Here is a 12,978-nt window from a genome sequence, read left to right on the forward strand (position 1 = left end):
GAGGCGTTCGGGAACGATATCCCCCAGCATCCGATCGAGCAGGTTACGGTTACCTGACGTTTTATCGAGGGAGATATAATCCTGCTGGTAAAAGGCCTGCCACGTCAGATGACTCTTCTGCGCCAGCGGGTGATCCTTTCGGCACGCCGCAACATAAACATCCTCCACCAGCGGGAAAAATTCGATGTCAGACGGCAGGTTTCCTGCGAAGCTGATGCCAAAATCCGCCTGGCTTCGGGCCACGGCGTCAATCACATTCCCCGCGCTGCTGTCGATGAGCTTAATGCGAACGCGCGGATAGCGAGACTGAAAACGACGGATCACATCGGGCATAAAGTAACAGGCGGCGGAAGGGACCGTGGCAACCGTGATCAGCCCCGTCCGCTCTTCGCTGACCTTATCGACATCCGCCAGCATTGACTCAACGTTGTCGAGCAGCTGCGCGGAGCGTTCAGCAAAGTTTTGCCCGTATAGCGTCAGGGCCACGCGGCGGGTGGTACGGTCAAACAGCCGGTTTCCCAGCGCGGCTTCCAGCTTTTCAATCCTGCGGCTCAGCGCCGACTGGGATAAGCAGATAGATTCAGCAGCGACACGGAAGTTACCGTATTCCACTAACGCTCTGAAAGCATAAAGATCGTTAAGGTCAAAATTCACGGGCATAGCGTCTGGATGTCCTGTCGGGGAATACGCAACAAAGTCAAAAATAATAGCGTCTTATTGACCCACCGCAACCGGCGCGGTGTTGAAATACGTCAGAGCTCGTTGAGATGCAGGCGAACATACCCGGCGCGATCGGCAATGGCCTGCCGCTCCTCTTCCTTCATGTCCGCAAGCTGTTTAAAGACGATGCCCAGGCGGGGATTGTTACCCAGACGCGCCTGGTTGCGCGCAAAGAAATCCCAGTAAAGGGCATTGAAGGGGCACGCCAGCTCTCCGGTACGCTGGGTGTGCTGATACCGGCACCCCTGACAGTAATTACTCATCTTGTGAATGTACGACGCGCTCGAAACGTAGGGCTTACTGGCCAGCAATCCGCCATCGCCAAACTGGCTCATCCCGAGGGTATTGGGCAGCTCTACCCATTCAAAGGCATCAATGTAGACCCCCAGATACCATTCATGAACCGCCTGCGGCGACAGGCCGCTGAGCAGGCTAAAGTTCCCGATGACCATCAGGCGCTGGATATGGTGGGCGTAAGCCTCGGTGAGCGACTGTCCAACGGCATCCGCCAGGCAGCGCATCTGCGTCTTGCCGGTCCAGAACCAGTCCGGCAGCGGGGCGTGCTGGTCTAAGGCATTCAGCTCCCGATAGCCCGGCATCTGCGACCAGTAGATCCCACGCACGTATTCCCGCCAGCCGAGAATTTGTCGGATAAACCCTTCAACGGCAGGCAGCGGCGCATGGCCCGAACGCCATGCCTGCTGGGCGGCAGCTACCACTTCCCGCGGATTAAGCATTTTGGTGTTCAGCGCGAATGAAATTAACGAGTGGAAAAGAAAAGGTTCCTCAGCGTTCATCGCGTCCTGCCAGACGCCGAACTGGGGGAGCACGTGAGCGATAAATTCATCCAGCCCGGCTTTGGCTTCCGAACGGTTGAGCGGCCAGCGAAAATTCCCGGCCTGCGGTTCGCCGAAGGTCTTTACGCCGCAGCGCTGGATCTCCGCCCATAAGGCTGAATAATCGTGGCTGGGACGCGAATCCTCCGGTGCGGGCGGCTCGCCGGACCAGCGTTTGCGGTTTTCGGCATCATAATTCCATTTCCCCCCTTCCGGCTCGCCTTCAGAAGTCAACAGTACGCCGTGCTGACGACGCATTTCCCGGTAAAAGTACTCCATTCGCCAGCTTTTGCGCGTCGCAAAAAACGCGCTCACCTGTTCACGGGTAGTGAAGAAATGCTCGCTGCTGACGCAGGCCGTTTCGACGGACGCCGCTTTCGCCCACGCCTGCAGCTGCGTATCCAGGCGCCATTCGTCGGGCTCCTGCCATATCACCCTGTTGGCGCCATAATGCGCGACAAGCGCGTTGAGATTGTCTTCCAGCGCGCCGCGGTTTGAGTCGTCAGAGAGCCGGACATACCTCACCCGATGCCCCTTCTCCTTTAACGCAGTGGCAAACGCGCGCATGGCCGCAAAAATGGCGATCACTTTCTGAGCGTGATGAAGCACGTAAGCGGTTTCTGCCCGCAGCTCCAGCATCACGTAAATGACATTTGGATTGCAGGCATCAAACCAGCTGTGGTGCGGATTAAGCTGATCGCCGAGGATCAGGCGCAGTTCGGTCAACGGTGACTCCTGCGACAGCGCTCGGAACAGTATTTGACCTCATCCCAGCATTTCGCCCATTTCTTGCGCCACGTCATAGGCCGCTGACAGTGCGCGCACGCACGGCTGGGCAGGCTCTGCTTGTTACCTTTGAAATCGCTCATCTTTTCAATACCGTACTGATTTCTTCACTGAACCTGTGGGTTAAGGCTACGACAGACTTCACAAAATGAAGGTGATGCCCGTAAACCGCTACCCACCGCTACGTACGAATGATAGTTTATTCAGGCTGGAATTGTCGCAGTGAGCGATTTTCTGGCATCTTAACCAAACCTGACTTTCCCATTTTTGTTCAAGTGACGAGTTTGCGAGCAAAGCGATGATAAAGTGGCCCTGGAAAACGAATGAAGCTGGCCGGGATATGGCGCTGCCATGGGATGACGCGCTGACGATCCCTGTTCTGGCTAATCTTAAGCCGGATGAACAAGCGAAACTGGTTCAGCTGGCGGATCGTTTTTTACAGCAAAAACGTCTGGTTCCACTGCAGGGTTTCGAACTCGATCCCCTGAAAAACGCGCGCATCGCCCTGCTTTTCTGTCTGCCGGTGCTTGAGCTCGGCATTGAGTGGCTGGACGGTTTCCACGAGGTCCTTATCTATCCCGCGCCGTTCGTGGTGGATGACGAATGGCAGGACGATATCGGGCTGGTGCACAACCAGCGCGTGGTGCAGTCCGGACAAAGCTGGCAGCAGGGGCCGATTATCCTGAACTGGCTCGACATTCAGGACTCGTTCGATGCGTCCGGTTTTAATCTGGTTATCCATGAAGTGGCGCATAAGCTCGATACCCGCAACGGCGATCGCGCCAGCGGAGTTCCGCTGATCCCGCTTCGCGAGGTGGCGGGCTGGGAGCACGATCTGCACGCGGCGATGGATAACATTCAGGATGAAATAGACCTGGTGGGCGAAAGCGCGGCCAGCATTGACGCCTATGCGGCAACCGACCCGGCCGAGTGCTTTGCGGTGCTCTCGGAGTATTTCTTCAGCGCGCCCGAGCTCTTCGCGCCCCGTTTCCCGGCGCTGTGGCAGCGTTTCTGCCAGTTTTATCAGCAGGATCCGCTCCAGCGTCTGCGGCAAAATGAGGAGTCTGGCGGCCATTCCTCCCGCCAGATCCATTAAGGCTTTTCAGAAGGGGTCCGCTCGCTTGAGCGTACCCCTATGCTCAACGCTAAAAACAGCACTGCCATTCCCCACGCGGCCACCGTCAAAGACTGCTCGCCGTAAAAGCGCGTCACCACGGGCACCAGCAGCGCGCTGACGCCGTAGCCTAACGTGTGGCTGGTGGCGATAACGCCCGCGCCTTTCCCGGTGGTCAGCCTGTCGTTCAGTAGAAGCTGGTAGCCCGGCGTGGCCATCGCCGCCCCGAGTGAAGTGATAACAATCCCCACGTAGAACAGCGTTAAACCCGCGACGGTCATCAGCCCAAGCCCGGCCACCATCAGCACCGCCGCGATGCAGAGCAACGTCACCGGGGTGAAATGCTGCGGGCGGACCACCAGAAACTGCGCCGCGAGCGTGGCCAGCGCGGCCAGGCTAAGCAGAAGCGCAACATGATGGCTGATCTCCCGGGCGTTGCCCTCCAGCAAGGGGCTAAGATGCGGTGACAGGCCAAGCTGCATCAGGCTCACCAGCGCCGCCAGCAGCAGCGCCAGCAGCAGGAACGGCAGCATCGAGGCCTGCAGGCGGGTCGCCTGGTGCGCCACCGGCGGCAGCGGCGGGTCTGGTGCTTCGCGAAGCACCAGCAGCAGCGCGATTAACGGCGCGATCGCCATTAGCCAGAGCGGCGCCACCGGGCTGACGCTGAGCATCAGCGCCGCCAGCGGCGGGCCGAGCAAACGTCCGCAGCTGAGGCCGGAGCTTATCGTCGCCAGCGCCGCCATTCTTTTCTCCAGCCCCGCACGCTGAATAGCCCACGTCTGGGCCGCAGGCACCAGCCCCGACACCGTCAGTCCGTAAAGCAGACGCGAAAGAATCAGTCCCGCCAGTCCCCAGACGGTATCCAGCCTTCCGGCCGCCATCGCCCAGACCACCAGCGCCATGACGGCGAAACTGGCCAGATAGCCGCTCAGCGAGGCCAGCATCACGGCCTTACATCCCCGCCGCTCGCTCTGGCGTCCCCACCAGGGCGAGGCCGGTAAAAAGAGCATGGATCCGAACATCAGCAGACCGGCCCAGACCGAAAGCGACAGCCCGGTCAGGGTCACCAGCTGCGGGAGCATCACCAGCAGGCCGTTTTGCCCGACACCTAATAAACCCGCACATAACGCCAGGGGCCAGTTGGCTTTTGAGGTGACGTTTTCGGTCAATGTTTCTGAGTCAGCGCGCATGGGAATGTGAACATAGTGTCAATAAATGTGTGGAAATCATGAAGTTTATGAAAACAAATATTGCAAAAATGGTTGCGACTGTAAACAGAATGAATATCATAACGAGAATTATTATCAATCATGGAATGAGGTACATCTATGCGTGCTCTGCCCCGCTCTGCCGGTACAGACGTTGCAGCCCAGTGTTTTTTAAACGCCCTGTTGCGCGAAACGAAGGACTGGCGCTATCTCCCCGCTACCGCTGCGGATGCGTTACCGAACATTCATATCCCGCTGTCCCAAACCCAGGCGCTTCGGGTTCCGGTACGCTATTTCTCTCCCACCCAGCATCATCAGTACCGTTTCCCGGCAACGCTTATTCAGAGCAATAGCGACACGGGTGACGCCGTAACTTTCCCTCAACTGGTTGATTTAGTTCTTGAAAAACCGTCCGTAAAAGGCTCGCTGGATGCCGATACGCTGGCGCGTTTTAAGCAGCGCGTTCTCGAAAGCCATGCCCATACCTGGCAGGCGATCGATCTGCGCCACGGCTGGGCAAACCTGCGCGATAAGCCGCTGACGTTTGCCGACGCGGAACAGGCGCTGCTGGTCGGCCACGCGTTTCACCCGGCACCGAAGTCGCACGAGCCGTTCAACGAAGCCGAGGCGCGCCGCTACCTGCCCGATTTCGCCTCCCGCTTCCCGCTGCGCTGGTTTGCCGTTGAGAGCACGCTCGTTGCCGGCGACAGCCTGAACGTCTCCCTGCGTGAACGTCTGCTGCGCTTCGCGGCCCAGAGCGCGCCTGAGCTGCTCGGCCACTTCACCGACACCCGCTGGCTGCTGCCGATGCATCCGTGGCAGGCCGACTATCTGCTGGAGCAGGACTGGTGTCAGCGTCTGGCGGAAAACGGTTCATTGCAGGACCTGGGCGAAGCGGGCGCGCAGTGGCTGCCTACCAGCTCGTCGCGTTCGCTGTACAGCGAAACCAACGTCGACATGATTAAGTTCTCCCTCAGCGTGCGCCTGACCAACTCCGTGCGCACGCTGTCGGTCAAAGAAGTTAAGCGCGGAATGCGCCTGGCGCGCCTGGCGAAAACGGAACGCTGGCAAGATTTACAGGCACGCTACCCGACCATGCGCGTGATGCAGGAGGACGGCTGGGCGGGGCTGCGTGACGAGAGCGGCGTTATTCAGGAAGAGAGCCTGATGGCCCTGCGCGTCAATCTGCTGTTCGATACGCCAGACACCCAGACCAACGTGCTGGTGAGCCTGACCCAGGCCGCGCCGGACGGCGGCGACAGCCTGCTGGCTTCCGCGGTGCGCCGTCTGAGCCAGCGTCTGGATTTACCGCTCGCCCAGGCCGCCCGCTGCTGGCTGGACGCCTATTGCGACCGCGTGTTGCTCCCGCTGTTCAGCGCCGAGGCGGACTACGGTCTGGTCCTGCTGGCGCACCAGCAAAATATCCTCGTTGAGATGCAGCAGGATTTCCCCGTCGGGCTGATCTACCGCGACTGCCAGGGCAGCGCGTGGACCGAAGGGGCCGACGCGTGGCTGAAAGAGGCGGGCGAAACGGAGGTGGAAAACCGCTTCGGTGAGAGCCAGCTGCTGCGCTACTTCCCTTATTACCTGCTGCTGAACTCTACCCTTGCCGTCACCGCCGCCCTCGCCGCTGCCGGTTTTGACAGCGAGGAGAACCTGATGTCCCGAGTGCGCGACGCGCTGGCCGAACTGCGCCGCACGGCAAAGCAGACCCGCTGCCTCGACTACGTGCTCGACAGCCCGACCTGGAACTGCAAAGGCAACTTCTTCTGCTACCTGCACGATCGCAATGAAAACACCATCGCCGATCCGGCGGTGATCTATTTCGACTTTAGCAACCCGTTTTACAAGGAGAAGGCGTAATGGCAATCGCGAATATCGTCCATTCCGGCTACGGCTTTCGCTGCACCGTAACGGATCGCGCGCTGCCGCTGGCGTTGGGTCTCGACGGCAGCGCGGTGCTGGAGCGTCTGAAGGGGATCCCGGACGGCTGGCTGGTTGAAGCCCTGGATCAGCTGTTTGTTGCCGCACCGGCGCTGACCGGCATTACCCTGCCGTGGGCAAGCTGGCAGGATGAACCCCAGGCGCAGGCGCTGTTTAGCCTGGCCCACGGGGATTATCTGGCGCGCGATGCCTTCTGGCAGCTGCCGCTGTGGCTGAAAGGCGAGCGTCCGCAGGCGAACGGCGGAATGCAGTTTGATGATAGCCGTCAGCTGTATTTCCCGCTGCGCCCTCACCGCCCGCAGGGCGAAGTGTACCGCCGTTACGATCCGCAAATTAAGCGCACCCTCAGCTTCCGCGTGGTCGACGTGGCGCTGGACGGCGAGCGCTTTACCCAATGGATGAATAACCCGCGCGTGAACGCCTTCTGGGAGATGGCGGGCCCGCAGGCCGAGCAGGAAAGCTACCTGCGCCGTCAGCTTGACTCAACCTACTGCTACCCGGTTATCGGCTGCTTCGACGACCAGCCGTTCGGCTATTTTGAGCTCTACTGGGCGCCCGAAGACCGCATTGGCCGCCACTACCGCTGGCAGCCGTTTGACCGCGGGCTGCACATGCTGGTGGGCGAAGAGAACTGGCGCGGCGCGCAGTACATCCGCAGCTGGCTGCGCGGCCTGAGCCATTATCTTTATCTCGATGAACCGCGCACCGCGCGCATCGTGGCCGAGCCGCGCTTCGACAACCAGCGCCTGTTCCTCCATCTGGCCTCCGCCGGTTTCGAGACGGTGAAAGAGTTCGACTTCCCGCACAAGCGCTCGCGTCTCATCATGAGCCAGCGTCACCGCTTCTTCAGCGAGGTGGGCCTGTGAACGCGCTGTGGGAAAAAGTGAACCGCGAGATGGTGGCGAAGATCCTCGCCGAGCTGGAGTATGAACGCACCCTGCGCGCTGAGCCGGTTTCGTCAGACGGCTGGCGCATCACTATGGGCACCGAGTCCTGGCAGTTTCGCGCCGCGCGCGGGATCTGGGGCTGGCTGCATATCGACCCGGACAGCCTGATCGCCGCCAGCGGCGATGCCGTCGAAGCGGAACGCGCGCTGCTGCAGCTGTCGACGGTGCTGGAGATGAGCGACGCGCAAACGGCAGAGCACATGGAAGATCTCTACGCCACGCTGCGCGGCGACATGCAGCTGCTGCAGGCGCGTGAAGCGCTGGACGCGGACGCGCTGATCCACCTCGACCCGGACGAATTACAGTGTCTGATGAGCGGTCACCCGAAGTTTATTTTCAACAAAGGTCGCCGCGGCTGGGGCCTGGACGCGCTGCGTCAGTACGCGCCCGAGTATCGCGGACGTTTTCGTCTGCACTGGGTTGCCGTTCAGCGGGAGCATCTGGTCTGGAGCAGCGACGCGGATTGCGACATTCACACTCTGCTGGCGAGCGCCATGGACAACGCCGAGCGCGCCCGCTTTGACGCCCGCTGGCAGGCGCTGGGTCTCAACGACGGCTGGCTGCCGGTGCCGCTGCACCCGTGGCAGTGGCAGCAGAAGATCGCCATTCATTTCCTGGCACAGCTGGCGCGCGGAGAGATGGTTGAACTGGGCGAATTTGGCGACGAGTATCTGGCGCAGCAGTCCCTGCGCACGCTCACCAACGCCAGCCGTCGAGCTCCGTATGACATCAAGCTTCCGCTGACCATCTACAACACCTCCTGCTATCGCGGCATCCCGGGCAAATACATTGCCGCCGGGCCGCTGGCCTCGCGCTGGCTTCAGCAGCAGTTTGCCACCGACGCCACGCTTGCCCGCTCTGGCGCGCAGGTGCTTGGCGAACCCGCTGCCGGCTATCTGTCGCATCCGGGCTATGCCGCATTGCCGAAAGCGCCCTACCGCTATCAGGAGATGCTGGGGGTGATCTGGCGCGAGAATCCGTCCTGTTATTTAGAAGACGGTGAACAGGCGGTGCTGATGGCCGCGCTGATGGAAACCGACAATGCCGGGCGCCCGCTGATCGACGCGTGGATTAAACGCTCGGGGCTAAGCGCCGACGCATGGCTGGAAAAGCTGTTTGAGGCAACGGTGATCCCGTTCTATCACCTGCTCTGCCGCTACGGCGTGGCGCTGATCGCCCACGGCCAGAACGTGACGCTGGTGATGAAGGATTACGTCCCGCAGCGCATCCTGCTGAAAGATTTCCAGGGCGATATGCGCCTGGTTGATGAGGATTTCCCGCAGGCCCAGAGCCTGCCGGAGCAGGTGAAGGCCGTCACGGCGCGCCTCAGCGCGGATTACATCATTCACGACCTGCAAACCGGCAACTTTGTGACGGTGCTGCGCTTTATCTCGCGCCTCACCCTGCAATGCGGCGTGAGCGAAACGCGCTTCTACCAGATTCTGGCCGGGGTATTACGGTGTTATATGGCGGCGCACCCGGATCTGGCAGAGCGCTTCGCCAAATTCGATCTCTTCAAGCCGCAGATTATTCGCGTGATCCTCAACCCGGTCAAACTGGCCTTCTCCGAACACGACGGCGGCAGCCGCATGCTGCCGAACTACGTCACCGACCTTGATAACCCTCTTTTTCTCGCCTCCCGGGAGTCAGCGCAATGAAAACCTATGATTTCATCGGCATTGGTATTGGCCCGTTTAACCTTAGCATCGCCGCTCTGGCCGAAGAGCTGGACGGCTTTAGCTCGCTGTTCCTTGAGCGTAAACCGCACTTCTCCTGGCACCCGGGAATGATGGTGCCGGACTGCCACATGCAAACCAGCTTCCTGAAGGATCTGGTCAGCGCCGTGGAGCCGACCAACCGCCACAGCTTCCTGAACTACCTGGTGCAGCGCAAAAAGTTCTATCGCTTCCTGACCACCGAGCAGCGCACCGTCTCCCGCGAAGAGTTTGCGGACTACCTGTGCTGGGCGGCGGAAAATCTCACCAATCTGTCCTTCAGCCAGCAGGTCCAGCAGGTGAGCTTTGATGAGAAAAGCGGCCTGTTTGAGGTGGTGACCCAGCGCGACCGCTTCCTGGCGCGGCACGTCTGCGTGGGTATTGGCAAACAGATCAACCTGCCTGACTGCGTTACGACGCAGGACGATACCTGCTTCCACGCCAGCGAGATGATGCTGCGCACGCCGGATCTCACCGGCAAGCGCGTCACCGTCGTCGGCGGCGGCCAGAGCGGGGCCGACCTGTTCCTGAATATCTTCCGCGGCGAATGGGGGCAGCCGCTGAGCCTGAACTGGGTATCGCGCCGTAATAACTACAACGCGCTGGATGAAGCCGCCTTTGCCAACGAGTATTTCACGCCGGAGTACGTGGACAGCTTCTCCACGCTGGGCGAAGAGGCCCGACGTCAGATGCTGCACGAGCAGAAGATGACCTCCGACGGCATCACCACCGAGTCCCTGCTGGCGATTTACCGCGCCATGTACCACCGCTTCGAAGTGCTGCGTGAAAAACCCTGGGCGCACCTGATGCCGTCCCGCTCGGTGACGGCCCTGACGCGCCAGGAAAACGGACATCGCCTGAGCATTCAGCATCACCTCGACGGCGGCCGCGAGCAGCTGGAGAGCGACGTGGTGATTTTCGCCACCGGCTACCGCGCCGTGCAGCCCGCGTTCCTGGCACCGCTGTCTCACCGCCTGCATCTGGACACGGACGAAGCCTTCTGCATTAACAATGATTTCACTCTGGAATGGGACGGTCCGCAGAGCAACCGCCTGTTCGCCGTGAACGCCGGGATGCACCGTCTCGGCATTGCCGAACCCCAGCTCAGCCTGATGGCCTGGCGCGCGGCGCGCATTCTGAATCGCGCGCACGCCGACGAGCCGTTTGAGCTGGCTACCACCCCTGGCGTTATCCACTGGCGAAGCACCACCAGCCCGGAGAACAGCCCGGTTTTTAAATCATTAGCAAAAACCACCGAGTACTGACACACACAATCAGGGTCAACATAACAATGAAACGTTCTCATCTTTGGGTTTTAAATCCTTGTTTGCTTGCAATGCTTTCTACCTCTGCGTGGGCGGAAGAACAAAAGGAAGAAAATATCGTGGTCTCCGCCAGCCGTGCGCACCGCAGCGTGGCCGAGATGGCGCAGACCACCTGGGTCATCGAGCGAGCTGAAATTGAGCAGCAGGTTCAGGGCGGGAAAGAGATTAAAGAAGTGCTGGCGCAGCTGATCCCGGGCATGGACGTCAGCAGCCAGGGCCGTACTAACTACGGCATGAACCTGCGCGGCCGCTCCATGATGGTGATGGTGGACGGCGTTCGCCTGAACTCGTCCCGCAGCGACAGCCGCCAGCTGGACTCTATCGATCCGTTCAACATTGACCGTATCGAAGTGATCTCCGGCGCCACCTCGCTCTACGGCGGCGGCAGCACCGGTGGTCTGGTGAACATCGTCACCAAAAAGGGCCAGCCGGAGACCGAAGTTGAGTTCCAGACCGGGGCAAAAAGCGGGTTTAACAGCCATAACGATCACGATGAGAACGTGTCGGCAGCGGTAAGCGGCGGCAACGACAATGCCTCCGGCCGTCTGTCGGTGTCGTATCAGCGCTACGGCGGCTGGTATGACGGCAACGGCGACGAGGTGATCATTGATAACACCCAGACCGGCCTCCAGTATTCCGACCGTATTGATGTGATGGGAACAGGCACCATCAACATTGACGATCGTCAGCAGCTGCAGCTGACGACCCAGTACTACAAGAGCGAGTCCGACGGCAAGCATGGGCTGTATCTCGGGAAGAACTTCTCGGCGGTAACGGGGGATGCGACCGCCTACAACAAAGGTAACCTGGACTCTGACCGCGTGCCGGGTACCGAACGCCATCTGATCAACCTGCAGTACTCCAATACCGACTTCTGGGGACAGGATCTGGTCGCGCAGATTTACTATCGCGACGAGAGCCTGACCTACTATCCGTTCCCGACCCTGACCAAAGGCGTGGTGAGCAGCATCGGCGCGTCCCAGCAGAAAACCGATTTTTACGGCGGCAAGCTGACGCTGAACAGCAAACCGGTGGACGATTTAACGCTGACCTGGGGTGTGGATGCCGACCACGAAACCTTCGATGCCAACCAGCAGTTCTTTAACCTGAGCAAGGCTGCGGCGAGCGGCGGCATGGAGCTGGATAACGTCTACAACGTGGGCCGTTACCCGGGCTACAGCATCACCAACCTCGCCCCGTTCCTGCAGGCCAGCTACGACATTGACGCCATCACCCTGAGCGGCGGCGTGCGTTATCAGTACACCGAGAACAAGGTGGACGACTTTGTCGGTTACGCCCAGCAGCAGGCCATCGCCACCGGGAAAGCTACCTCCGCCGATGCGGTGCCGGGTGGGAAAACCGATTACAACAACTTCCTGTTTAACGCCGGGATCCTCGGCCGCCTGACCGAACAGCAGCAGCTGTGGTTTAACTTCTCCCAGGGCTTCGAAATTCCGGACCTGGCGAAGTACTACGGCTCCGGCACCTATCAGCTCAGCAACGGTCACTATCGCCTGCTGAACAGCGTCAACGTGAACGATTCGACGCTGGACGGTATCAAGGTTAACGCTTATGAGCTGGGCTGGCGCTACACCGGCGATAACCTGCGCACGCAGGTCGCGGCGTATTACTCGCTCTCGGATAAAACCATCACCATCAACAAGACGGATATGACCATCAACCTGGAAGACGACAAGCGTCGTATCTACGGGGTGGAAGGTCAGGTGGACTATTTCTTCACTGACAGCGACTGGAGCACCGGCGCGAACTTTAACGCTATCAAGTCTGAAACCCGCGAAAACGGGAAATGGGAGAAGCTGACGGTCGACAGCGCCAGCCCGTCGAAAGCCAGCGCCTGGGTCAACTGGGCGCCGGGCGACTGGACCCTGCGCGTGCAGAGCACGCAAACCTTTGACGTGTCAGACTCCGACGGCAAGAAGATCGATGGCTATAACACGGTCGACTTCCTGGGCAGCTACGCCCTGCCGGTGGGTAAGGTCAGCTTCAGCGTGGAAAACCTGCTGGACAAAGACTACACCACCGCCTGGGGCCAGCGCGCGCCGGGGCTGTATAGCCCAACCTACGGTGCGCCGGGGCTGTATACCTATAAAGGCCGCGGACGTACCTTTGGTCTGAACTACTCCGTACTGTTCTGATCCTGCGCGCCGCCTGCGGGCGGCGCATTTTGCTGTGTAATTTCAACGCGAATTTGCCATAAAATCAGCGATTTGCTGAAATTGTCGGCAAACGAAAGAAAAGTGCGTTTTCACCCTTTGACAAGCCGTACCGAGGCCGCTACTATGCGCCTCGTTCACACGATTCCTCTGTAGTTCAGTCGGTAGAACGGCGGACTGTTAATCCGTATGTCACTGGTTCGAGTCCA

Annotated in this window: 10 protein-coding genes; 6 read left to right on the forward strand and 4 right to left on the reverse strand. The window is 60.0% G+C overall.

The window, feature by feature from the left end:
• The 3 genes from DEO48_RS11570 to DEO48_RS11580 form a co-directional block, all read right to left on the reverse strand.
• A partial coding sequence (locus tag DEO48_RS11570; RefSeq protein WP_109845230.1) for a LysR family transcriptional regulator occupies window positions 1-660 on the reverse strand: 660 nt, incomplete at its 3' end.
• A gap of 92 nt (window positions 661-752) precedes the next feature.
• Window positions 753-2,282 carry a cryptochrome/photolyase family protein gene (locus DEO48_RS11575; protein WP_219933009.1) on the reverse strand — a complete coding sequence of 510 codons (1,530 nt, stop codon included), beginning with the start codon at window positions 2,280-2,282 and terminating at the stop codon, window positions 753-755.
• Window positions 2,279-2,425, reverse strand: coding sequence for a DUF2256 domain-containing protein (locus DEO48_RS11580; RefSeq protein ID WP_065454001.1), 147 nt, complete (start codon window positions 2,423-2,425; stop codon window positions 2,279-2,281). Before DEO48_RS11580 ends, DEO48_RS11575 begins: the two co-directional genes overlap by 4 nt.
• 215 nt (window positions 2,426-2,640) lie before the next feature.
• Between DEO48_RS11580 and mtfA the strand changes: the two genes are divergently transcribed.
• Window positions 2,641-3,438, forward strand: coding sequence for a DgsA anti-repressor MtfA (gene mtfA, locus DEO48_RS11585; protein WP_023312333.1), 798 nt, complete (start codon window positions 2,641-2,643; stop codon window positions 3,436-3,438).
• Here mtfA and DEO48_RS11590 read toward each other — a convergent pair.
• On the reverse strand, window positions 3,435-4,646 hold the full coding sequence (locus DEO48_RS11590; RefSeq protein WP_109845232.1) for an MFS transporter: 1,212 nt from the start codon (window positions 4,644-4,646) through the stop codon (window positions 3,435-3,437). The genes mtfA and DEO48_RS11590 overlap by 4 nt on opposite strands.
• Before the next feature lie 138 nt (window positions 4,647-4,784).
• On the opposite strand from DEO48_RS11590, the gene DEO48_RS11595 reads away from it, so the two are divergent.
• The 5 genes from DEO48_RS11595 to DEO48_RS11615 are packed head-to-tail and all read left to right on the forward strand — an operon-like array spanning window position 4,785 to window position 12,751.
• The gene (locus DEO48_RS11595) at window positions 4,785-6,527 is read left to right on the forward strand and encodes an IucA/IucC family siderophore biosynthesis protein (protein ID WP_109845233.1); all 1,743 of its coding nucleotides are present in this window, start codon (window positions 4,785-4,787) and stop codon (window positions 6,525-6,527) included.
• Window positions 6,527-7,474, forward strand: a complete 948-nt coding sequence (locus DEO48_RS11600; protein ID WP_109845234.1) for a GNAT family N-acetyltransferase — start codon at window positions 6,527-6,529, stop codon at window positions 7,472-7,474. The genes DEO48_RS11595 and DEO48_RS11600 overlap by 1 nt, the downstream gene beginning before the upstream one ends.
• On the forward strand, window positions 7,471-9,213 hold the full coding sequence (gene iucC, locus DEO48_RS11605; RefSeq protein WP_109845235.1) for an IucA/IucC family siderophore biosynthesis protein: 1,743 nt from the start codon (window positions 7,471-7,473) through the stop codon (window positions 9,211-9,213). Before DEO48_RS11600 ends, iucC begins: the two co-directional genes overlap by 4 nt.
• Window positions 9,210-10,535 (forward strand): lysine N(6)-hydroxylase/L-ornithine N(5)-oxygenase family protein, encoded by a 1,326-nt coding sequence (locus DEO48_RS11610; protein ID WP_109845236.1) that lies wholly within the window; start codon window positions 9,210-9,212, stop codon window positions 10,533-10,535. The genes iucC and DEO48_RS11610 overlap by 4 nt, the downstream gene beginning before the upstream one ends.
• Before the next feature lie 26 nt (window positions 10,536-10,561).
• Complete coding sequence (locus DEO48_RS11615; RefSeq protein ID WP_109845237.1) at window positions 10,562-12,751, forward strand: TonB-dependent siderophore receptor; 2,190 nt, start codon at window positions 10,562-10,564, stop codon at window positions 12,749-12,751.
• Window positions 12,752-12,978 lie beyond the last annotated feature (227 nt).

Source organism: Enterobacter sp. CGMCC 5087, assembly GCF_003144775.1.
GTDB lineage: Bacteria > Pseudomonadota > Gammaproteobacteria > Enterobacterales > Enterobacteriaceae > Enterobacter > Enterobacter cloacae_M.

What these genes read in the sequence shown, in the direction of transcription:
- DEO48_RS11580 (WP_065454001.1), bottom strand. Translation starts at nt 2,425, where the DNA reads ATGAGCGATTTCAAAGGTAACAAGCAGAGCCTGCCCAGCCGTGCGTGC.
- mtfA (WP_023312333.1), top strand. Translation starts at nt 2,641, where the DNA reads ATGATAAAGTGGCCCTGGAAAACGAATGAAGCTGGCCGGGATATGGCG.
- DEO48_RS11590 (WP_109845232.1), bottom strand. Translation starts at nt 4,646, where the DNA reads ATGCGCGCTGACTCAGAAACATTGACCGAAAACGTCACCTCAAAAGCC.
- DEO48_RS11595 (WP_109845233.1), top strand. Translation starts at nt 4,785, where the DNA reads ATGCGTGCTCTGCCCCGCTCTGCCGGTACAGACGTTGCAGCCCAGTGT.
- DEO48_RS11600 (WP_109845234.1), top strand. Translation starts at nt 6,527, where the DNA reads ATGGCAATCGCGAATATCGTCCATTCCGGCTACGGCTTTCGCTGCACC.
- DEO48_RS11610 (WP_109845236.1), top strand. Translation starts at nt 9,210, where the DNA reads ATGAAAACCTATGATTTCATCGGCATTGGTATTGGCCCGTTTAACCTT.
- DEO48_RS11615 (WP_109845237.1), top strand. Translation starts at nt 10,562, where the DNA reads ATGAAACGTTCTCATCTTTGGGTTTTAAATCCTTGTTTGCTTGCAATG.